The sequence below is a fragment of the Alphaproteobacteria bacterium genome, assembly GCA_019746225.1.
Classification (GTDB): Bacteria; Pseudomonadota; Alphaproteobacteria; order Paracaedibacterales; family VGCI01; genus VGCI01.
This window is the reverse complement of the sequence record JAIESE010000038.1, coordinates 1-21,937: the sequence shown is the minus strand read 5'-3', so window position 1 is coordinate 21,937 and position 21,937 is coordinate 1. Positions and strand designations below refer to the sequence as shown.

24 protein-coding genes are annotated in these 21,937 nt (G+C 43.5%); 5 read left to right on the top strand and 19 right to left on the bottom strand.

Annotated elements, in window-relative coordinates; all coding sequences use genetic code 11:
• Nucleotides 1-21 precede the first annotated feature (21 nt).
• Complete coding sequence (locus K2Y18_06855) at nt 22-1,320, top strand: hypothetical protein (protein ID MBX9805453.1); 1,299 nt, start codon at nt 22-24, stop codon at nt 1,318-1,320.
• A gap of 24 nt (nt 1,321-1,344) precedes the next feature.
• Here K2Y18_06855 and nth read toward each other — a convergent pair whose 3' ends face one another.
• The gene (nth, locus tag K2Y18_06850; protein MBX9805452.1) at nt 1,345-1,980 is read right to left on the bottom strand and encodes an endonuclease III; all 636 of its coding nucleotides are present in this window, start codon (nt 1,978-1,980) and stop codon (nt 1,345-1,347) included.
• Between the two features lie 211 nt (nt 1,981-2,191).
• Between nth and K2Y18_06845 the strand changes: the two genes are divergently transcribed.
• Nucleotides 2,192-2,413 carry a hypothetical protein gene (locus K2Y18_06845; protein MBX9805451.1) on the top strand — a complete coding sequence of 74 codons (222 nt, stop codon included), beginning with the start codon at nt 2,192-2,194 and terminating at the stop codon, nt 2,411-2,413.
• A gap of 18 nt (nt 2,414-2,431) precedes the next feature.
• Here the strand turns inward: K2Y18_06845 and K2Y18_06840 are convergent, their stop codons facing one another.
• From K2Y18_06840 to K2Y18_06825, 4 genes are all read right to left on the bottom strand, one after another.
• Nucleotides 2,432-2,869, bottom strand: a complete 438-nt coding sequence (locus K2Y18_06840) for an RpiB/LacA/LacB family sugar-phosphate isomerase (protein ID MBX9805450.1) — start codon at nt 2,867-2,869, stop codon at nt 2,432-2,434.
• A 140-nt stretch (nt 2,870-3,009) separates the two neighbouring features.
• Nucleotides 3,010-3,279 (bottom strand): hypothetical protein, encoded by a 270-nt coding sequence (locus K2Y18_06835; GenBank protein MBX9805449.1) that lies wholly within the window; start codon nt 3,277-3,279, stop codon nt 3,010-3,012.
• An 87-nt stretch (nt 3,280-3,366) separates the two neighbouring features.
• A complete protein-coding gene (locus K2Y18_06830) occupies nt 3,367-3,987 on the bottom strand; it encodes a CBS domain-containing protein (protein ID MBX9805448.1) in 621 nt (206 codons plus the stop codon).
• Between the two features lie 132 nt (nt 3,988-4,119).
• The gene (locus K2Y18_06825) at nt 4,120-4,353 is read right to left on the bottom strand and encodes a hypothetical protein (GenBank protein ID MBX9805447.1); all 234 of its coding nucleotides are present in this window, start codon (nt 4,351-4,353) and stop codon (nt 4,120-4,122) included.
• Nucleotides 4,354-4,412: 59 nt separating this feature from the next.
• Between K2Y18_06825 and K2Y18_06820 the strand changes: the two genes are divergently transcribed.
• Both K2Y18_06820 and K2Y18_06815 read left to right on the top strand, forming a co-directional pair.
• Entirely contained in the window at nt 4,413-6,209 is a 1,797-nt protein-coding gene (locus K2Y18_06820; protein MBX9805446.1) for a class I poly(R)-hydroxyalkanoic acid synthase, read from the top strand.
• Nucleotides 6,210-6,308: 99 nt separating this feature from the next.
• A complete protein-coding gene (locus tag K2Y18_06815) occupies nt 6,309-7,181 on the top strand; it encodes a DUF2608 domain-containing protein (GenBank protein MBX9805445.1) in 873 nt (290 codons plus the stop codon).
• On the opposite strand, the gene K2Y18_06810 is transcribed toward K2Y18_06815, so the two are convergent.
• From K2Y18_06810 to fsa, 14 genes are all read right to left on the bottom strand, one after another.
• Nucleotides 7,173-8,363 (bottom strand): ATP-binding protein, encoded by a 1,191-nt coding sequence (locus K2Y18_06810; protein ID MBX9805444.1) that lies wholly within the window; start codon nt 8,361-8,363, stop codon nt 7,173-7,175. The two genes, K2Y18_06815 and K2Y18_06810, sit on opposite strands and share 9 nt — an antisense overlap.
• A gap of 172 nt (nt 8,364-8,535) precedes the next feature.
• Nucleotides 8,536-9,885 carry an AarF/ABC1/UbiB kinase family protein gene (locus K2Y18_06805; protein ID MBX9805443.1) on the bottom strand — a complete coding sequence of 450 codons (1,350 nt, stop codon included), beginning with the start codon at nt 9,883-9,885 and terminating at the stop codon, nt 8,536-8,538.
• 57 nt (nt 9,886-9,942) lie between these two features.
• Nucleotides 9,943-11,181 (bottom strand): ATP-binding protein, encoded by a 1,239-nt coding sequence (locus tag K2Y18_06800; GenBank protein MBX9805442.1) that lies wholly within the window; start codon nt 11,179-11,181, stop codon nt 9,943-9,945.
• Nucleotides 11,182-11,323: 142 nt separating this feature from the next.
• Nucleotides 11,324-12,109: a hypothetical protein gene (locus tag K2Y18_06795; protein ID MBX9805441.1), complete on the bottom strand. Its 786-nt coding sequence runs from the start codon at nt 12,107-12,109 to the stop codon at nt 11,324-11,326.
• Nucleotides 12,110-12,332: 223 nt separating this feature from the next.
• Complete coding sequence (locus tag K2Y18_06790; GenBank protein MBX9805440.1) at nt 12,333-13,538, bottom strand: AAA family ATPase; 1,206 nt, start codon at nt 13,536-13,538, stop codon at nt 12,333-12,335.
• Nucleotides 13,538-14,224, bottom strand: coding sequence for a hypothetical protein (locus K2Y18_06785; protein MBX9805439.1), 687 nt, complete (start codon nt 14,222-14,224; stop codon nt 13,538-13,540). Before K2Y18_06785 ends, K2Y18_06790 begins: the two co-directional genes overlap by 1 nt.
• Before the next feature lie 24 nt (nt 14,225-14,248).
• Nucleotides 14,249-16,012, bottom strand: a complete 1,764-nt coding sequence (locus K2Y18_06780; protein ID MBX9805438.1) for a type II and III secretion system protein family protein — start codon at nt 16,010-16,012, stop codon at nt 14,249-14,251.
• A gap of 13 nt (nt 16,013-16,025) precedes the next feature.
• Nucleotides 16,026-16,520 (bottom strand): Flp pilus assembly protein CpaB, encoded by a 495-nt coding sequence (cpaB, locus tag K2Y18_06775; GenBank protein MBX9805437.1) that lies wholly within the window; start codon nt 16,518-16,520, stop codon nt 16,026-16,028.
• A gap of 317 nt (nt 16,521-16,837) precedes the next feature.
• Complete coding sequence (locus K2Y18_06770) at nt 16,838-17,404, bottom strand: prepilin peptidase (protein ID MBX9805436.1); 567 nt, start codon at nt 17,402-17,404, stop codon at nt 16,838-16,840.
• Nucleotides 17,397-18,209 (bottom strand): tetratricopeptide repeat protein, encoded by an 813-nt coding sequence (locus tag K2Y18_06765; GenBank protein ID MBX9805435.1) that lies wholly within the window; start codon nt 18,207-18,209, stop codon nt 17,397-17,399. The genes K2Y18_06770 and K2Y18_06765 overlap by 8 nt, the downstream gene beginning before the upstream one ends.
• 98 nt (nt 18,210-18,307) lie before the next feature.
• On the bottom strand, nt 18,308-18,583 hold the full coding sequence (locus tag K2Y18_06760) for a hypothetical protein (protein MBX9805434.1): 276 nt from the start codon (nt 18,581-18,583) through the stop codon (nt 18,308-18,310).
• 145 nt (nt 18,584-18,728) lie between these two features.
• Nucleotides 18,729-19,553: a division plane positioning ATPase MipZ gene (locus K2Y18_06755; protein ID MBX9805433.1), complete on the bottom strand. Its 825-nt coding sequence runs from the start codon at nt 19,551-19,553 to the stop codon at nt 18,729-18,731.
• A gap of 175 nt (nt 19,554-19,728) precedes the next feature.
• Complete coding sequence (locus tag K2Y18_06750) at nt 19,729-20,706, bottom strand: thioredoxin domain-containing protein (GenBank protein ID MBX9805432.1); 978 nt, start codon at nt 20,704-20,706, stop codon at nt 19,729-19,731.
• Nucleotides 20,707-20,804: 98 nt separating this feature from the next.
• On the bottom strand, nt 20,805-21,455 hold the full coding sequence (fsa, locus tag K2Y18_06745) for a fructose-6-phosphate aldolase (protein ID MBX9805431.1): 651 nt from the start codon (nt 21,453-21,455) through the stop codon (nt 20,805-20,807).
• Between the two features lie 190 nt (nt 21,456-21,645).
• Here fsa and K2Y18_06740 point away from each other — a divergent pair.
• Nucleotides 21,646-21,937 (top strand): hypothetical protein (locus K2Y18_06740; GenBank protein MBX9805430.1); only part of this gene is annotated, 292 nt, incomplete at its 3' end.

Below are 21,937 nucleotides of genomic sequence, written 5' to 3'. Positions count from 1 at the left end.
TTAATAAAAGGGGTGTGAATAATGGCAACTATCAATAATAAAATTATATCCGGCTTGCTCATTTTCATTGCTGTACTTTTTTCAGTTGAGATGACTGGGGCTGCACAACATAATGAAAACAAAAAGCCATCAGGGATTGAAGAAGGTTGGGAACTTGTTAAACCGCAGGAAGATCTCACGAAGGCCAAAGCGATCTTTGATGCCAAGCATGCCATCCTCTATCTTGGGATGCTCTATGCGCCAATGTATCCTCCTGAAAAAAGCGTGGTTTTATTTAAAGAAGAACTCGAATTGCAAAAAACTCTAGAACTTTCTGGCGCTACAATTTTGCGAACGAAGGATGGAACGGCCCTTATTGTCCTTCATGCGGATCACGTCATCATCGTGTATGGCGGACTTTTCATGGGAGCAGAAGGTAAACCCCAAGCGCTCAGAATTTTAGAAGGAAAAGAACTTTCCAACAAATATTATGGAACTCCCCCAGCCTTTTTGGTAGCTGCAAACTACATGAAAGCTGTGGCAGGGGGTGCACGGTGTCATAGGGGGGCGTATGCCCGATTTGCCTTAAGTTGGGATGAGATTTACAGTCACATTGCTGTCCATGCAGGTAAGATCGGCAAACCTGTTAAGGAACTCTATTTTAAGATCACTGGTCATAGTATGGGAGGGGCTGTTGCCCAATTGGCCGCGTTGCGGTTAGCGACACTTTCATTTCATGATGTGCCAGGGGACCATATCCAAGTCATCACCTTTGGGCCTGCAAGATTGTTTGATACTGGCCTCGTCAGATTTTACCATGGCAAGGGGCTTCAGCCATACACGATGGCTGTTTTGAATGCTAATGATAGAATATTTGATAGAGCTCCCTTAGACTTGGGTTATGCAACGCCCGGTCTTTTGTTAACAACACCTTCCTTCACAACGGGGCCTAATCCAGATCCCCACAGTTATCGGGCTTATAAACATTGTATGGATATTGCTGATGATAAAAATACTACATTAGGTGAGCCGCCTTATAGTACCAAAGGAGATATTGTGGGCATTGCTAAAAACGTAGGAAGATCTCCGTTCAGATGTCTACTCTCAGCCGCATACTCCCTCGTAGGTAGTCAAGAATATCTTGTTGAATGTGTGCCTGTTGAGAAACTCAAACAAGCCTCACAACAGTCATCGTTGCGGCAAACCGTACTTGAGTTGGTCAAAGAAGGTGAATATGCGACGGAACAGGAGGCTATTAATACAATAGGCCAAGGGATTCCTGAGCTTGAAGCTTTGGTGAAAGAGGTATGGGCCCAACTCCACGAACACCACAACAAGTAGACCTGAATTAAATTAGGGCAATCTTTACGCCTTCGTCTTCGGCTCGTAGGGACATAAGTCATTAAGGACACACGTGGGACATTGAGGAACACGGGCTTTGCAGACATAACGTCCGTGCAATATCAACCAATGGTGGGCATGGACTCTAAACTTTTCAGGGATTGCCTTCTCAAGCCCCTTTTCCACCTCCAGGGGCGTTTTCCCACAAGCAAGCTTCAAACGATTCGCCACACGGAAAATATGGGTGTCCACCGGGATAGTAGGTTCTTGAAATGCTACATTCAAGACGACATTGGCTGTTTTACGGCCGACACCGGGCAATGATTCCAGATCTTCCCGGCTTCGCGGGATTTGTCCTTCAAACCGATTGATCAGAATCTGCGACATTGCGATGATATTTTTGGCCTTGGTGGGATAAAGGCCGATGGTTTTGATATGGCTCACCAGGCCATCAAGACCCAGGCCCAACATTTTTTGGGGAGTATCGGCAACCGGAAAGAGGTCTTTTGTGGCCTTGTTCACCCCTGTATCCGTACTTTGAGCTGACAACATGACGGCTACAAGAAGGGTATAGGAGTTCGTGTAAGCCAATTCCGTCTGGGGGTTTGGATTTTGAGTTGCTAGACGCGCGAACAGCTCATTCAAGTTTTTTGGGGTCATTCCTTATCCTCTTTTTGCTTTTATTCTTAAACCTTATTCGACTCTGAGAATAGAAAAATGTTATGGGGTGGTTAAAAGGGGGGCGATGAACTTTTAGGTAAGACTTACCACAATTATCAACCATGTTTAAATTGCTTTGACAACCCTCATTTTTGCCTTAACAAAAACATAGAAAATCATAGAATTTACTTAATAAAAAAGTAGGGTAAAGATGACTTCTAGAGCTTTTCAATATTTTCTTGTCCCAGAATTAATCCTCTACGCGCTCCTTTGCAGTACGTTAAGGGCATCTGAACGGGAGCATCCTGCAGCCTCTAGCCATCCCCCTCTTCCCTTCAGGGAAGAAGTCGGTGGAGATTGGGAGGGCCAAGGAAGCACATCTGCTGGTGCTAGGAAAGGACGCAATGGAGCAGAAAAATTCGCAATTTCGTGAGGAATTGTACTCTTGAGGTTATTTCCCTTCTAACGCCGCTAATTCACTAACCCCTGTTGCCCCTTTCTTTGCATCATATGCCTCAAACCACGCGGCTAGGATCTCTTTGGCGATATCTTGGCTCAACAGGCGATTGGAAAGTGTCAGGACATTGGCATGGTTCCAAATGCGGGCGCCACGGGCTGTTTCGGCATCTGTACATAAAGCAGCTCTGATCCCTGGGATTTTGTTGGCTGCTATGGAAATGCCCGTGCCCGTCCAGCAAAAAAAGATACCTTCTTTACATGTTCCATCTTTAATCGCTTGGGCAGCATGAGCGGCTGCATGAACCCATGATTCATCTTGGTTCGTCTTTAAGGCCCCGAAGAGGATAGATTCATGCCCTTTTTCTTTGAGCCATTCCAAAACAATGGTATGAACCGGGTACAGCTGGTCTGAGGCAACGGCAATTTTCATGTGTTTGGTTCCTTCTTAATGTTTAGATTAGAGGGATAGATTATCATTAAGGGAAGAAAATTTAAAAAAAAATATTTAAAAAGGGCTGCCAAATGATCTGAAAATTGTCATTTCAGGTCACTTGGCAGTATTGGACAAGATTAATAGCGATAATTGCGGCTCCGGCGATCATCGGAATCCATGCCGGCACCGACTGACTTACCGATCGCGCCACCTGCGAGAGCACCCGCACCAGCACCGATAATGGCACCAGTCGTATTCCCAGCAGCAGCACCGATGAGGCCACCAGCGATAGCACCGGTAGCACCACCTATATACATACCACTTTCTTCTCTAGGTCCTCGAGGGGCTGAACACGCCGTTACGAAGATACTTGCCACGCTAACAGCGGCAATTAGATATTGTTTCATTGTAATCTCCTTTGCTCCTTAGAGCCTTAAAAGAAAAGAGTTGCAGAGTACTGAACTTACATACTCTGCAACTCTTAATCGAGTTACTTATTTTCTTTTTTTGCTTACAGCCTTAGTAGTCTTTGTTGTCTTTACAGTTTTCTTGGCTTTGCTACCTGAATGAAGAGCAATATTTCCCAAGGAAAGAAGACCGACCAACTTTTTAGACTTGTTCAAAACAGGCAAACGGTGAATATGATTTTTCGCCATGCTTTTAGCTGCTTGTTCCAAAGAATCACCTTCAAAACAATAAAGAATCTTAGCAGACATGATGTCTTTTAGTCTAAGAGCTTCTAAATTTTTCCCTTTAGAAACGCCTCTTGTTACGATGTCGCGTGCTGTGACAACGCCAGAGATTCTCTCATTTTCATTAATGAACACACAGCCATTGTTTTTTTCGTTCATTTTTTGTGCTGCATTTTGCACTGAATCCGTTGGTTTCATAAGAAGGATGCCTTTATGCATAAAGTCCTTTACAGTTCTTTTGATTGTCTTTGAACTTGTGCTAGCTCTCTTTGTGGTTCCACCAATTCTCTTTACAGTGTTGCCAGATTTCTTAGCTTGGGTGCTTGAGCTTCTATAAGATTTAGCATTAGAAGCTAATTTTCTTGTCTTCGGCTTTGATGTGCCAAGCTTAGTTCTCGTGGCTCTCTTAGTTTTCGCTGTCATTTTAAACTCCTTCGTTACATTGTAAATATTTAAACATTAACTTAATAAGTATAATGTAGAAAAAGTTTATATTTGATTAACGCAGAGCCCATATATTTTCTGCAGTGGAAATTGGTCATGAAAAATTGATTTTTATTTTTTAGCTTTTAAAATTGCTTCTTGTTTTTCAACGGCTATATCATGGTCAGTTTTAAGTTGTCTTTGCTGACGGGAAAGGGTTTCTGGGGTTGGTAAAACAGGGCGGTCAGGCACATTGCCCAAGAGAGGAAATTTCAAAGTAGGTGCTTCAAAATTTTCCTCAGGAATTGGATTCGTTGTGCATGCACTTAAAAAAAAGGCGATAACAATTCCAAATCTTTTTTGCATTTTATTAATCTTTTACCACTACCTTAGATGTATACAACCCTATTTTAGAACAGATCGCTATGACGAAGCAACCAAAGGAATTTAAATCTCTTCCCTCTTCAGGGAGTTCTTTTGGAACTTCTGGGGAGTGGAAAGATACCTGGAAAAAGATGGCCGCAGAAAATGAAACGATGATTTCGAAAAATATGCTTGATTCGGGCATCCTTTCTTCGCCGTGGCTGGATAAAAAACTGTTTAATCCTGAGGATGTGACTAAAGTATTCACCCAAACAATGCAGCAAATGTCCGACCAGTCAAAAAGTGAACAGGTCACAAAGAGCTCTCGATTGGTTGATGTTCAAGCCTTTCTCCACTCAACCCTTGACCGTTTTCAAAGGAAAGCTATGACGAAAGGTAAGGGTAAATCCCAGAAAGATCAGTTTCACTCCGTCGAAGAGGATGAAAACCCTTTCTTTTTCTTGCTTCAGCAGTCTTACGTTTTGAACGTTCAGTTTTTAAAAGAGGCAACAAGTTGTATCGGAGAACTTGACCCTCCGATTACAGGTAAATTGACATCATATACGCGTAATCTGGTTAATGCTTTATCTTTGGCAACTTTTCCTTTAAAACACGATGTGCAAGAAATACTGACGTCGGGTATTGTTTCTGAATCATCCTCGGATGATATGCCCCCACACCATTATAAAATTCCGAAAGGGCCAATGGAGCCCTTCCAGTTGGGAAAAAATTTAAGCGCCACTCCGGGTAAAGTCGTTTTCCAGAATGACTTGTTCCAGTTAATTCAATATGAACCTTCGACGGGACAAGTTGCCAAGCGGCCTCTCTTTATCGTTCCCCCGTGGACTAATAAGTATTACATCTTTGATTTGAGCGTTGAAAATTCATTTGTTAGGTGGGCTTTAGAATCGGGTCTCACGGTCTTTGTTATGTCTTGGGTGAATCCTGATGAGCGCAAGGCCCAAATGAACTTATCAGATTACATCTTGAAAGGCGTTAAAGTTGGGCTTGATAAGGTCTGTAAAATTACGAAAGAGAAATCAGTCAATGTTGTTGGATATTGCGTTGGTGGAACGATATTGGCGAGTTTAATGGCATACCTAAAAGGTAAAAATGACTCTCCAATAGCGAGTGCCACATTTCTGGCAACACCGTTTGACTTTAGCAAAACGGATGAATTAGGCCTGTATCGAAGTGAACATCAAAACAAGAAGCTTAAAGAATACGTCTCTGAAAAAGGATACCTTGAAGGACAATATATGGTTCAGGCATTTAACTTGCTTCGAGCCAATGATCTTATATGGTCTTCTGAGGTGAATCACTACCTTTTGGGACAAGCCATATTTCCCTTTGATATGCTCTATTGGATGTGTGATGGGTTACGGATACCTACGAAAATGCATAGCGCGTATCTTTCTGAAATACTTATTGAAAACAGACTCATGGAGCGGGGGAAATTCTTCATCGAAGATGTTCCCATTGATCTTAACAAGATTTCAACGCCCCTATTTGTAATGGCGGCCCAAGAAGATCACATTGCGCCCTGGCGGTCTGTTTATGCATTGACCCAAGTTGCAAATTCAAAGGTAAGAAAATTCGTCCTTAGTAGTTCAGGACATATTGGTGGGGTGTTCAACCCCCCGAATGCTCAGAAACATCACTACTGGGTTGGGGATAAATTGCCGAGTGATGCGAATAATTGGCTTGCAAACGCGCGTGAAAAACCAGGGTCATGGTGGGAAGAGTGGCGACTCTGGTTAGAGCCTTACAACGGTGGCTTGGTGCCGGCTCGATCCATTTCCAAAGCCAAAATCATAGAAGATGCGCCTGGAAGTTATGCGACAGGGGCCAACGAGTAGAAGGGCTTTATTTAAGTGAACCCCTTCCCAGATAACCGCCTGAAGTTCTCCTAAACTTGTGCTATATCTAAGGCAAACTTTCACTGAAAGGAGCATTATATGAAGCATTTTAAGTCAATTATGACTCTTGCTCTTACCCTTGGAATAGGAAAGGTCCAAGCTGAAATTATTTCCCTGAAGCGTATGAGGGAAGTTCAAGCAAAGATCTTAAATGTTCTTGAAAACAACAAGGCAAGTGATGTTTTGGCGGCCTTTGATATTGATATGACGCTCACGCAACCCATTCACCCGGCCACCTATTACCCAGCGTTGAAAAAATATCGAGACGTGTATAAAGAAATCCTTGAAGGTCTTTCTTCAGAGCAAAAAGACATGGTCAGCACTCTCATGGTTCAAACCACGTCCCACCAATTGGTGGAAAAGGAAACCCCTAAAATTATAAAGGAACTTCAGGGAAAAGGAGTGCGGACGATTGCATTTACAGCCACTTTAACAGGAAAGCTCTTAGGTTTTCCTAAGAAAGGAATTTTTATAAGGCGCGATCAACTTCAAAAAATAGGCCTCGATTTTACAGACAGTTTTAAAGGTTATTGTCGATGTGCACCGTACATGGATTTTCCGCGCTATGCGACTTCTCATCCCATGTTTTTTCATGGTGTTCTTTCTTCAAATGGAGAAGGAAAAATTTCCAAGGGAGAAACCCTGATTGCTTTTTTGACCCACCTCGGGCAAAAATATCAGCAAAAAATGAGCAAACCAGGATATTATCCAAAAGTTATCGTTATGGTTGACGATCGGATGAAAAACCTTGTGGATGTTGAGAAGAGCTTGAAAGCGCATGATCCCACAATTCATTTTATCGGCATTGAATACCAAGGGGCTTATTCTTATGCTCCCCAAGATATCACCGAAGAAGACTTCACCAAATATTGGAAAGACTTGGCCGTGAAAGCAAAAACCGTTCTAGAATAGAGCCTCGGGGTTCATCAGGAGAAACTCTTCAATCGAAAGACCTTGGCCACCGACAAGAAACGCGCTTGTAGAGCCAAATTGTTTGTTAAAAGCTCTTATGCCTGGCAAGCTTGTCTTTTTGAGTGTGCTCTTGACTTCAATGGGCAGAATATCGTCACCTTTGCGTAAGATAAAATCGACCTCATAATTACCTCCACGCCAATAGAAAACCTCTATATGACTCCCTTTCGTTGCATTAACAAGATGAGCACCAATGGCCGATTCAACTAACCTTCCCCATAGATCACCGTCTTGACGAGTTGCTTCAAACGAAAGAGGCCGTTGGGCGCTCATTAAGGCTGTATTTAGAACCTGTAATTTTGGGCTTGAAGCTTTTTGTCGAACGACTTCTGAGGAGAACTTTTGCAAACCAGTTAAGAGACCAGCACCTGAGAGAAGGTCAAGATAATGAGCTAGTGTTGACGCATTTCCGGCATCTTGAAGTTGACCTAACATCTTTTGAAAAGATAAGATTTGACCCGAATAGTTACAACCTAGTAGAAACAATCGTCTTAATAGAGCTGGTTTAAGAATCGTTGTCATTAACATGATATCTTTAGAGATTGTCGTCTCAATTAAAGCATCTCTAATATAACGCGACCATCTCTCTTGGTCTTGAATGAGGTCTACCGCTTCTGGATACCCACCAAAATAAATGTATTGATTTAACGTTAAACCAAAAGCATCCCGGCATTCTTCAAATGACCAATGCACAATGGGGGTTAATTCAAAGCGGCCCGCAAGGCTTTCTGTTAAGCCCTTCTGAATGAGTAATGTAGACGACCCTAGTAGTACAAGCTTCACAGGCGTAAAAGATATCTTATCCTCATCCCACAGCTTTTTGACCGTTTCTGACCACTGTGGAATTTTTTGAATTTCATCTAATATGAGCAAAGAACCCCTATTATTCAGTGTATTATTTGCTTCGATGCGGGCCAATTTCCATTGTTGTTCAATCCAGGCTGAGTCTCTTAAGCCAGCATCATCAGCTGTTTTATATATTACGGGGTAGTCAAGTTCGGCTGCTAACTGTTTAGCAAGAGTTGTTTTTCCAACTTGTCGGGGACCTGCAAGAACCTGGATGAATTTTCGAGGCTCCTGAAGTCGGGATAAGATTTTTTGAAAGATGGTCCTTTTGAACATTTTTACCCCGATCTTCATTTTTGTTCAGTAGATTGAACAAAATCATTCAATGCACTGAATGAAATTGTACAATGTATTGAACAAATTTGCAATAATTTTCGCCATTAATTCAAAAAATAAGTAAAAACAACAGGATAACAAGGATTAAGGTGTTTGAATTTCAGAATATTGTTTAACCTATTTTAGGGGATTGTTTTCCCTTCAAGGCACTATTCTGACGCCGCTCAACTTCATTCACATCAAAATTCTCGATAAGACTTTCAAAAAGTTGATGCCAGTTTTGCTCGGCTTTAAGACGCATGATGACAGAGCCAATGCCAACGGCGGCTCTGTCCATAAAGACAAATTCTTTTGGGGGACGAATGCCGCCGAGACGCTCAAGTTCAGCATGAACTTTGGTGGCGGTATCCCAGCCTAAACTTCCATCGAGGAGATCTTGAATGGGACGGACCCGATCATCGAGGAGAGGGCCATAAAGAAGCCGCGCCCACTGGGTGATGATATCGATCATTTCTTCATTTAAATTCTGGAAACCCCAGGCCTCATAAGCATGAACGGCGAGATCACGGTCATCCTGTTGGAGGGCTCGGTACAGATCAATCACCCCTTTGATAAACGAAGGTGGGAAGATGCGCACGCACCCAAAGTCGAGGATATTGAGCTCACCATCCGCCCGGGCTGTATAATTGCCAGGATGGGGATCTCCATGGATAACCCCATAATGGTAGAAGGGGTAATACCATGCCATAAACAACCGCCGCGCCAAGGTGTTGCGCTCTTCCAAGGGTGCTTCGACTTCTTTCAAGAGAGACTCCCCTTGCATCCAAGACAGGGTGAGCAGGCGCTTGGTGGTTAAATCAGGATAAACTTTAGGAATGTGGACACCAAAAGATGATTGCTTTTCAGAAAAGATCTGTTGATAAATGCCAATGTTCCGCGCTTCGTTGTGGTAGTCCAGTTCTTCTTCTAAACGCAGCGCGATCTCTTCTTGGACTTCGGCAGTGTCGAGAGCTTGGCTCCAGGTTTCATAAAGGGACAAGATAACTTTCAGCTGGCCCAAATCTGCACGAATAATGGAGGCCATATCGGGATATTGGAGCTTGCAGGCCAAATCATTTCCGTTGTGATCTTTCGCCCGGTGAACCTGGCCAAGGGAGGCGGCAGCCACCGCTTCATGGGAGAATTCCTGGAAACGGCCTTGCCAGTTGGGCCCGAGTTCACTCACCATCCGTCGGCGTACAAAGGCCCATCCCATAGCTGGCGCGTTCATTTGTAAGGATAGAAACGTCTGCGCGTACTCAGGGGGCAGGGCGCCTGGTACAGTGGCCAAGAACTGCGCAACCTTCATGAGAGGCCCTTTAAGCGTGCCCAATACGGCTGTCAATCCTTGCGCGTGAGAAGGTTGATCTATATCAATACCTAGGAACTTTTGCCCGACCAAACGAGCTGCAAGACCTCCCATCGCGGTGGAAACCTGGCCATATCGTTTTAAACGAGCACTTAAGGAGTCTTCATCATTCATGAGCGGATGGTAGCAATTGTATATCATAATGCCAACATGTTAATAGGCTTGCTTCTTTTAGATTGTGGCTCCCCAGAGCATAGGAATGGGAACAGCCCATAGGTCTTTTCCAAAAGAAAGAGGAGAATCACCTGTATATAAAACAATCCCAACAAATTCTTTGTTTTTGGCAAGATTATTTTTAAACCAGAGCAGATGTTTAAAGTCATCTTTTGTAACAACTGCGGCTGATTTGATTTCTAGGCCGAGTAACGATTGATCTTCCCGCTCAACAATGAAATCAATCTCTCTCTTCTCTCGATCCCGATATTGGAATAATTCATACATATCGCTGTGGATATCAATCTGTGTAGACACTTCGTTAAAGGCAAATGTTTCAATTAGTTTGCCCAAAGGATCTGATTGAAATCTGATCTTTTCTAGATTCCATGACAAAAGCGAGAATATTAAGCCACAATCTGCCATAAAAAACTTTGGTTTTTTGCCGACACGATCATAATCGGTTTTTCTCCAGGCGGGAATGCGCTCAATTAGATACAAGCTTTCCAGAGCATTAATGTATGATTCCAACGTTTCTCTTCGCAAAGAGAGACCCGAGCAAATAGATGGTATATCTATATATTTACTGGACCAGGCAGCAAGTATCTCAACAAGTCGGCCCATCGCATCATGCTTGTGGATATGAGCAATTTCCTTGAGATCCCTCTCCAGTAGAGACTCTACGTAATCTAAATGCCATTTTCTTCTGCTTCGTCCTTGCAACTGAATGGCTTCTGGAAAACCACCGGCTGACGCTATTCTTAACACATCTTCCGGAGTTGCTGCTTTATAGGCATATTGAAAATTCTGATTAAAAGCATGCTCCAGAAAATTAGGGCGGGCACCTTGTATTTCCCCTTGGGATAAGGTTTTGAGCCGGATCTTTGTTATTCTGCCTGCAAGAGATTCTTGAACGCTTGGGATTGACTGAATATTTGCTGATCCCGTTAAAAGGTATTGGCCAGGTCTTGTATTTTCATCCACATTTTTTTTTATGGCCATAAGGAGAGAAGGAACTCTTTGTATTTCATCGATAATGAGCGTTACATGTTTATGCTGAACGAAGCTTTGAGGATCTCGAGTTGCTGCTTCCCGCAAAGTTATGTCATCCAATGTTAAATATTTTACCTCAGGAGAGACAAGTTGCTTTGCGAGCGTTGTCTTTCCGCATTGCCTTGGCCCGCTTAAGAGTACTACGCGACGTGTTTTTAAAGCACTTTTTATGTTTTCTAATTGCCATCTTTGATAAAATACCATCGGAAAGAAGCTCCCGCGTTTCTACTAATTTAAGTATCGCATATTTACTATTATTGTGCCGCGTTTTTACTAAAATAGCAAACGCGTTTTTGCTATTCTAAAACGAGAAAATAAACAGAATGGTAGCAATTCCAAGCAAAAGCTACAAGAGAGCCTTGAATTTATTGTCATCCCGCGCCTTGGGTTTTTTCTCAGACTCTGAAACGCGTTGAACAGTTTCGGATACCTTCTTATAAGCGTTATCCATCAACGGTTCGCCGTGGCCGGTGAGGAGATGGGAGAAGGTGAATTTCTTTAACAGTTCTTCAAAGTCAGATGCTTTTGTATGTGTAGCGCCGAGCCAGATGGGAGAAATGTTTGCAGATGCTACCAAACCCATCTCATGAAAGGATTTTGCGGTTTCAGAGCTATAAAAATCATCTGTAGAGGTTATATTTTGGATGCTGTCGCAAGAAACGAGGATTCCGCCTTCTTGATCAATATGTAAGATACATTCTGGCTGAGAGGATGTTTTAAAAGCAAAAATAGAACAAGTGGAAAAGGGCATGAGGCCATTCGGCACCAATTCTTGGTCTACTTTTAAACCGCTGTCATAAGTTGTCCCTTTTAAAGCCCATAGTTTAGCCTTTGGATACTGATGCTTGTAAAATGCATCATCGCGTCCATGGAAAGCGCCAATTCGAACAATATTTGTTACGGATCCAAGCGCTTCAAGTTTTTTTAGGGCGGGATCGGTTAATCTAACCGTGTTGATCAGCGTTAGTTCTGAACCATGACGAAGGATGGTCATGTTCCGGCTTGTTTGAATGTCTGTGCCCTCATGATGGGTTTTGTTGGTTCCGGTGACAAAGAAAACATTTGGAAATATAGGTTTGATTTCACCATGGGGCCAGGCGGGAGAAAATTGCTGGAGGTGGGTGTCTGTCATAGATGCTTTTTCCTTTTGGGTTGGTTCCGCTGCCAGAGAGGGAAAGAGACAAGAAAAAATCAATAATAATAGGGTATATCGCATAGAGAAAGGGTTCATGAAACAAGCTTTTATTGTAATGAGTTGTGTAGTTCTTTAGGACAATACACAGCATCATTTTATATTACAAGCGGTTCGTTCATAAACACGCTGGTAGACTTAAGATGAAAGCGCTGAAGAAGCCCTATTTTCCGACCAGACCCTTGGCGATTTTTGATAAGAATGGCGCTTGGTTCTTTCGAAGGCTGACCCCTGTAATCACTTCGATAATACGGTCAATATCGGCCCGATATCCCTTGTTTTTGAGGGCAAGAGGCGTGCCGAGATCTGCGGCTTCAATGGCCGCGGTACAATAGGAAACATCCACATCGATTTTACGACCTAATAATTCCTCAAATCGCTCAGCATTGATGACGTCTTTCTCTCGGGTATGATTCAAGATCACCGCATGGGTCTTGTTTTCTTTCTCATCACTCAAGGTATTTGATATGCGTAATGTATCTCGAAGTGAATTAATGTTTAAGCCACTGACAAAGAAAACCGTATTCGCATGGCGGCTGAAGTAACGCCAGATCATGGGATGGTGACGACACAAATCGACAATCACGTAGTGAAACTTCGTGGTGATCAGTTCCATAAGTTGGTCAAGGTTCGCGAGATGCTCCGGGTCCATTTCAATGTTTTCGTTCAATGATTCTTCGGCACTGATCACACTCAATCGTTCACCATAGGTACTCATTGATTGCTCAAGGAAGAGATCGTCAATGCGGTCAGGGCTTTCAAGAGCATCATTGAGGGCATGAGAGGCCGGCAAATCCAGAAGTGTTCTCACATTTCCGAACTGAAAATCAGCATCAATCAGGGCGACTTTTTTGCCCATTTCATTTGCTAAAATCGCCGCAGTGTTGGTTGCTAAGGTCGTTGTTCCAATACCGCCAACACTTCCAATAAAGAGAACGACTTTCCCGGAGCGCTTTCTTTTGGCAAGCACTTCAGCTGTTTCAAGTTTTAATGCAACACTAAGGGAGCGGGATAAAATGTCTGCGCTGGCTGGTTTTACCAGATAGTCAGAAATATTTAGTTTCATCAAATCTCTAAAAATACTGACATCATTTCTTTCACCCAAAATGATCACAGTTGTATCGGGAGGGCAGAATTCCATGAGCTTTTCGACATCTGATATCAGCAAATCGCGTTTACTGCAGTCAACACAGATGACTTTCGCGCGGGCCGTGGACTTTGAGTAGTCAATGGCAAGCTGAACATCCCCTTCATAGACTTTATATTGATAGTCTCCAAGTCGCGATATTGCCTCAACACATGCCTTTGTAGTTGCTTCATCTTGAGTGAAGCAAGCAATATCAAAATTTTCAAAAGTAACTTTAGACATTATTGTGTGCCCCCTAAGCTAGAAGAACTTGTGGAACCTGATCCAGCTGTTTCGACTTTTAACCACTTTCCTTTATCCTTACCGGCACGATGATCAGCAATGGCTAAAGAATCTCTGGCAGCGTCATGACTGAGAGCATGTTCGCCCTTGAAGAGAATAATTGGGTCATCAATCATCATTAAGAAATTTATGGCCGTGGCGCACCCAAAGTTGCTTGTGTTCCCACGGTTGTAGCTAGATCCATAAACCGTTGACCAGTTTGGGCAAAGAGGAGCGATGGCTCGGTAGGTATCTAATTGTACTTGGATACAAGAACCGTGAGCTGGAGGAAGATCATTGCTGCGATGGATTTGTTTTGCCTTCAAACCCGCTTCAAGAGCCGTTCGAATGATTTGCTTGAGACGTTGTTTCCCGAGTCCAGAACCATTGTTAGGAATGGTAAGGTGTATCGAGACCTTACCTGGCCCGGAGGGCTTAAGGGCCGCCACAAGTCTGGCTCTTTCATGGAATGAGAGTTGGCTGCTCTTATGGTGGAACTCAACAGAATAATGTCTCATATCATGTTGTAGTTCATAGGGTTTATCTGGCATTGGAATTTCTTGTTGATCGGGTACTTGGCACCCCTCCAACGTCAAGAATGCAAGAAGAGCCAAGGTTACTTTGCTGATCAACGGTTTACGATGCATGATAGTCATCCTATTATCTCACTTTTAAAAGTAGAAGCCTGCGTTGCCCATCAAATTTGGGCAAGGCGCATGGCCTGATGGATCATTGATGCGCTGAAAGAGAATCATATCCAACAAGTTGGCATATTTGAGGCCATCTGTTGGCAAAACAATATCTTTTGTATTGTCAATTGGCTCAACTATGTAAGGGGTTACAACAATGACCAATTCTGTTTTTTGATTCTTATAGTTTGCGGAGCGGAATAATGCCCCCAAGATTGGAATATCTCCCAATCCTGGTAACGTATCAATTGCGCCGGCGGACACGTCAGATAATATCCCTGCCATAATCATACTTTGTCCGTTGGCCATTTCCATCGTGCTTTCGGCGCGACGTGTTCTGATCGACGGCGTTATGTTTCCAAATTGGTCTCTGACGATTTCGGTACGATCTAGCTCACTCACTTCAGGTCGGACGCGAAGACTGATGGTATCTCCAATCACAACTGGCACAAATGATAGACTGATACCGTAAGGTTTGAATTGTATGGTCGTGGTTTGGGCACTTCCCACTCCTTGGGTAATTTGATATGGATATTCACCACCGACAAGAAAGCTGGCTTCTTCTCCAGATCTTGTCACCAAATTGGGCTCTGCCAATACAGAGGCCAAGCTTTCTTGAGCCAAAGCATCAATTAACGCAGAAAAATCTGTCCTAGACCCGGCAAAATCAACGGCTGGAAAGTTCATGCCGATACCACCTGGTATGGGAGCTGTTGTTGAGGGGACAAAATTTGTAGGTACACCTGTCGTCGGCGTTCTGCTTCCAAGTCCACGGCCTGTAAAGAGACCAAAACGTAAGTTTTCTAAGGGCGAGGTTGACCAGTTAATGCCGAGCTGATTGACAACAGTACGTTTTACTTCCGCAATTTTGACGCGCAAGTTAATCTGTGTGGAGCTCTTTATTTTGAGCTGGTTGACCACACTGCCTTGTGGCCCTACATAGCGGTGGGCAAGAGCTCGAATATCTTCGGCAAGTTTTGCCGTGTCTACAGTGCCTTGGACCATGAGGCCGTCTGGAACAGAATGGACTTTGACATTGCCATTCGGAACAAATCCTCTGATGAGATTTTCCAATTCTCGATAGTCAGATATCACATGAATCTGGTATCGATATGCGGTTTGCATATCTTGCCCGGTCACAATAATTTCCGTGGTGCCAGGAGAACGACCATAAACATAAAGCGTAGATGGCGTCACCAGCTGAACATCTGCGACTTTGGGATCTGTCAGCAAGACTTGTCCAGCTGCTTGTTTAAGATTGATCACTTGCGTCCCGTGATTGGCGAGCTCAATGCGCTTCGTCGTTGCAACATCTAGATCCTTTGCCGGGAGTCCCGGGGTCCCTGGTTTAGGAGGTTCGAGAACCAAATTTTTTGCAACAGATGGTGATTGTTGCACAGCTTCCGGTGCCGGTGACCCAGCGGGAGGTGCTGCTGGAGGGGTTGCCGCAGGGTCTGCTGGAGCAGTTGTTCCTGGAGTTGCTGGTGTCCCTGCAGGGGGCGTTCCAGGGGCTGTTGATGTCGATGCCGCACTTGGTGTGGTCGTCGTTGTGGTCGTGGTTGTTGAACTCGCAGGAGCAGTAGCCGTTGCAGAACTGGGAGTGCCAGCAGAGCCCTTCTTTGCTTCCTCTTTGGCGGCAGGGGCTGGGTTTCCAGTTTGGTAACTTGCAGCAAAGGTGGGCGCCATCATCAACGCAATGAAAATGTATCGGCAGCACAATCTGATATTTAGGTGTTCATACATCATAGTCATCATCACTCTATTGTTTCGGTTGTGAGGTGTTTTGTGTTCCATCCCCGCGGATAATCTTAATCTGATCAACGGCCTTTAAGGACGATTCAACGCATACGTTTTTGCCATCATTCGTTGAGTGTAAACTTAAAGATAGGCTTCCTAATTTAACAGCTGAAGCCAAAGCTGAAGCTTGTCGTGGTGTAACTTCCAAGGTTACGGATTTAGGTGTTTGAGTGACCTCAGAAATCTTTTTATTGACCACATCCAAAGAGCTGGAGAGATGCTGATCAAGCGCTAAAACGCGGACACCGCACAGAATTGTCTTGTTCATTTCTTCGTCTTCTTTTTCCTTGCCGGTCGGATTCAATGCCAGAATCACATCGACAATATCTCCTGGATTCAGAAGGCCAGACATTCCAGCATTTTGGTCGAGACCAATGGATACAGCGCGCATCCCTTCATTGAGAAGAGCGGAGAGAACACCATGTTCTTTTCGATCGACAACACTATTCTTAGTGATGGCTCACCTGAGTTAATAATACGGCGAGCAATGAGAGATTTTATCTGCTCTGGTGTCATTTGATTTTTTAAATACATCTGACCCCGTAAACTGGAGGTTGGCCATTTTTCATAAGTGATAGAAGGAGCGATGGGGTCGCCCGTGTTGATCATGCCGCTTGCAACCATCACTTCTTTCATTTCTGGAAGAGGAGGGCATTGATCTAAGGAAACAGTTTGCTTTGGCGCCACATACACTAAATGGTAGACTCCAAATCCTACGAGTACGGCAACAATGAGAGCTATTATAGCGATGATGGGTTCAAGACGTTTCATAGTTTACATCATTCCCTTTAATATAATAATTAATCCAGCCCCAGCGATCGAAATACCATAGGGGATCATCCGTTTTTGTTGTAGTGAAACGACTTCTCCTTCGATTCGGTCCATGTCAGAGACAAAAAATTGGATGCCTTTCTTGAGGAAGGAGCTCTTTTGAATGAAGGTGCGCCATTTTGCTGTGATGTGATGAATGGCGCTCGGAAAAATTAAGTACGCGCAAGAGACGATGCCCCCAAAAATGAGCATCCAAAGCAAGAAGGGTACCAGATTGTTCCAACCGATCCATAAAGAAACGGCAGCAAGAAGCTTGGCATCTCCACCCCCTATAATGGCTGCAGAAAACAGGGTAAACCCAATGAGAATAGAGCCCACAAACACTAAGTAATTGCTGAACAGGTGAAATTTAAAGGATAGAAGAATATAGATCGGAAAAAGGTAGAAAATCACATAGAACAGCTTGTTAGGCAGACGATAATAGAGGAAGTCTAACAAGGCAGCCAACAGGAAGATAGATCCGACCATGAAAGGGATTGAGTCAAGTAAATGTTGATAAGTATCAGTCATTTTCTGCTTCTCTTTCCAGTGGGTCTATCTCAACACAAGGGGCTGGCTGCGGCGTAGAAGCTGGCGGGCATGGATTGCATTTTGGAACCATATTGATAGCATGAAGATTCTCGTTAATCACGCTTGATTCCAAGTCTTTGGCATAAAGTTCTTGAGATTTTGCCTGGTTTCCTGATAGCCCATAAGCAAGAGCCAAGTTGTGCCGTTGTTTCGAGGTGGCATTTACAGCTCCCCCTATAGGTTCAAGCAGCTCTAAGGATTCTTTAAAATGTCCGCTAAAGGCGAGTGATAATCCAAGGTTGCTTTTAACGTCCTCATTCTCCCCATTAATAGCGAGAGCTTTACGGTAGTAGTCTTGTGCAATGACATGCTTTCCTTTTAAGTCATAGGCAACTCCAAGACCATTAAGGGCTTTGATGTCATCTTTGTGCACCAAAATAATGCCTTCAAAAATGGCAATAGCCTGATCTGGTTTGCCCGTGCTCAGGTAAAGGCGCCCCAGGTGCTTCTTTACCTCATCATGTTCATCGTACGGTAAGGCTTCTTCATAGGTTTTTTTGGCTTCTTCTAAACGCTCAACGTTCATATAAGCCTCACCCAACTTTAAATAAATGGGCAGTTTATTTGTTGGATTTTTTGCTAAGGCACTTTTATATACATTTATTGCTGACGCGGAATCCCCTGTCGCATGGACGCGATCTCCTGCACGGACGAGACTGTCTTGTTCATTATCCACATCAGACGTGTGGTTGCAACTTACTTGTAAAAAGCTACATAAAAGGATGAATATCAAAGGACGTTTCATATGCACCACAACAATTAAGAGTTATCTTTAGTTTAATTTTATACAAATTTTAAAATAATACTAGATAATAATTGCAGTTAACATAAATTAATTAAAAATCAAGCTAATCCGCCATCTTTTCCAGCATTTTTTATTTCTGGTAACTCTAAGAGCTTAAGCGCAGGGGTTCGCTTTTCTAAGCGGTCAATAAATTCCTTTAATTGGTTTTCATTCATATCCGAGATTCGAATGATGTCTGGTAGGACTTTCTTATTAAAAAGGCCCAAGGCTTTTCCTTGTAATTCCTTCGCATGTAAGGCGACTTGCCACTTGTTTTCGGCAATAGCACTTTGATAAATGGATTCAATGTCAGACAAAATTTGTTCTTTGGTCATAGATTTATCCTCTCCTAAAGGTGAATAGCCCAAGAAGAAGCTTAAAGTTTGCCCCTTTCTATAATCAAGTTTTGAAATTGCCCATTTGATTGTAATGAAAGGGGCTAATGGAAGGGTAGGGTGTTCCTTAACAGCCTCTGCCCTGTTAGGCGGTCTTGCTCTTCCGTAGGCTTGGCAACTCGATCATGGCCATAAGTGTGGCAAGTTCTTGCTTTGCGGCAACGTGAGATAAAGTGAGGGCCGTGTTGGTTTCACGCATGTCAAGAAGCGTTAGTCCATTTAAGAACAATTCACGAAAGATGACCCGTTCCCCGAAACCAGCGACGAGACGAAACCCAATGCGTTTAGAAAGAGCAGAAAGAACTTTTTCCATTTCTTCTTTATTGCGGGAATTGAGGCTGCTTAAGCGGTTACGAAGGACGATCCAATCTATAGAACCATTGTCTCTCATGGCGCGTTGCTTCTTTTGTTCCCAGACCATTTCAGAATAGGTGCTGGGGCGTAAGATATCGAGAGAATCCGCATTAACCCTCACCAACATGTCTAAGTCAATGAAGCTATCATTGAGGGGAGTGATGAGCGAATCAGCATGGGAATGGGCGAGCCGAGAAAGATAGGTATCACTACCTGGGGTGTCAATGACAAGGAAGTCATTCCCTTTCAAACGTTCTAAGGCTTCACCAAAGTTAGAGGTTTCTTCGGCCTCTGCTGCAGGGACGGATTCTAATTTGCTGCGAAAGATGGGGATATGATCAGGCAGAGGTAAATCTTCAGCAGTACTTTCTTTTCGCAAACGGCGGTTCTCTATATAGCGGGATAATGTTCCTTGACGAGCGTCCACATCGATGGAGCCCACAGAACGACCTTCTCGAAGCAGATGAACGATGATGTGCATGGCAACCGTTGATTTCCCAGTGCCGCCTTTTTCATTGCCTAATACAATAATATATGGTTTTTGTTCCGTGGCCATTACTGTTTCCTTTTATTCTTCGAAATTTCCACTCTACAATTAACTTAAACTCAAACGGTCTGATTTTGAATAGTTATTTTTTTTGTGCTTCTTTAAACTATTTTGATGCCAGATATAGCAAAAACGAATTAGCACCAGAGATCAAGGGAGGATCTCTGGTGCTTTTATAAAGTCGTTAAGAAGGTTGAGGCTCAGATGAAGCCGCCCCCTTTAAAATGGCATGAAGACTGTTTTCATCTGTGGGCACAACGAGGCGTATGCCCTTTTTGTCAACCAAGAGACTGGTTGGGGTTCCCAAAAGACCAATGTCATTGGCTAATTTTTTGGTATCTTCGATGGCTTCTTTGGTAGACTTTGAGTCTGTATCTGCTTTAAATTTCGCGATATCTAATTTATTTTCTTCAGCCCAGGCAAGCAATTTGGCGTAAGTGAAGACTTCTTTGCTCGAAGCAATTGCGTTAAACACGGCATTAAACTTATCTTGTCCTTGTTGCTTAATAGCCCACAACCCTCTTGCAACGTCGTTAGACTCAGGCCCCATGATTGCCCAAGGGCGATAGAGAACGCCTACATTCGGGAAGCCTTCACGAACTTTTGTAAGGGCTTGGGTAAATAAGCGGCAGTGAGCACAATTCGGATCTATAAAGACGACTAATTTTACTTCTGCATCCTTTTTGCCAAGGAGGATTGCACCAGAATCTTTTGAGATGGATCCTTTATATTGTGTTAAGGACGCCTCGAGTTTCTCTTGTTGTGCGCGTTCTTGTTTTTGGTTGAGTTTTTGCAAAGATGATACAATGATTTCAGGATTGTTGGTTATAAACTCGCCAATTTTTCTCTCCAATTCGGAATCACTAAGGTCACCGGTTGATTGTTGACCTTTGGTCGCGATGGCAGGGGTGGTTTCTCCACTAGCCCCGGTTTCTTTTGGAAACGAAGTTTGTGTGGTGGCTGTTTCTGTAACTTGACTCGAAGGTGTTCCTTGACCCTTAGCGGTCTCATTCCCAGAGTTACTTGGAGTGTCTTTTGGTGAAGTTTGAGCTGTTTCGCTTTTGTTATAGGACCCGATTATCCTATCTTTAGCCGCTAAGGCAGTCGGAATGATCAGTAAAGTGACCAGAAGTCCCAAAGCGATTTTATGTTCCCTGACCATTGTGTTCTCCTTATTCATACAAATTATCTAAATTTGATTGTAATGAATATGGAGAAGAAAACAATCCCTGTTTTCAAAGCGAGGTTTTTTGTTTCTTTTTAAATGGTCAGGCCGCTTTTGTTCCAGTCGGAGAGGAAATTTTGAATTCCAATGTCTGTTAGGGGGTGTTTATAAAGTTGACGAAGAATTTTTGGAGGCATTGTTGCCACATCTGCGCCTGCTTTTGCAGATTCTAAAACATGAAGGGGGTGGCGGATGGATGCTGCCAGAATTTGGGTTGTGTATCCATAGTTATCATAGATGGTGCGAATGTCCTTAATGAGGTCCATGCCTGTATGGCTGACATCATCAATACGACCGATGAAGGGGGATATAAAGGTTGCGCCCACCTTTGCAGCAAGAAGCGCTTGTGTCGCACTAAAGCATAAAGTGACATTAACCATAATATCCTCGCTGGCTAAGGCTTGGCAGGCTTTCAGTCCATCCACCGTTAAGGGAACTTTGACAGCCACGTTCTTAGAGATTTTCGCTAATTGACGCCCTTGCGTGATCATTGTGGCAGCGTCGAGGGCTGTCACTTCTGCACTAACGGGTCCTTCAACCATTTCACACAACTGACTGATGAGTTGGGTGAAAGGAACACCCGCGGAGGCTGCCAAGGAAGGGTTTGTGGTGACCCCATCGACCATGCCTGTTTCAATCAATTCTTTAACTTCATTCAACTCAGCCGTATCTAAAAAAAACAACATTTTCCAAAAATCTCCCCATTTGTAACTCTGACTCCTGATTATCAAGATCCTAAAGCAAAATACAACTGAATAATTTTTGGTGGTGTTAAATCATGTGACATTTGCTTCAAACTTATTTCGCGCTATTCAGAGTTTATTATCAATTTTGGGGTACGATGTTATATAAAGGATGAAACGGGTGGGCAAGGGTATGGATTTATATAAAAGAATTGGGATATTTGCAGCGGGTTTCCTCTTAGCTTTCATTTTGCTAAGTTTGTATGCGAATTCCCCAAAGACCCCCCAACCTGAGACGGTATTATCAAGTGCTCCTGCATCTCCAAATGCACCCATTGCCCCCATTGCCCCTCCTCAGTACACACAAATTCCCCTGCAAGCTCTACCAGCTGTTCAAGTCAAAAGGTCTTTGTTGGGCCTCGAAGTCAGATTTCAAGGTGGTCATGTTAATTATGCGGGTCTCACGATTGTGAATGATCCAAGAT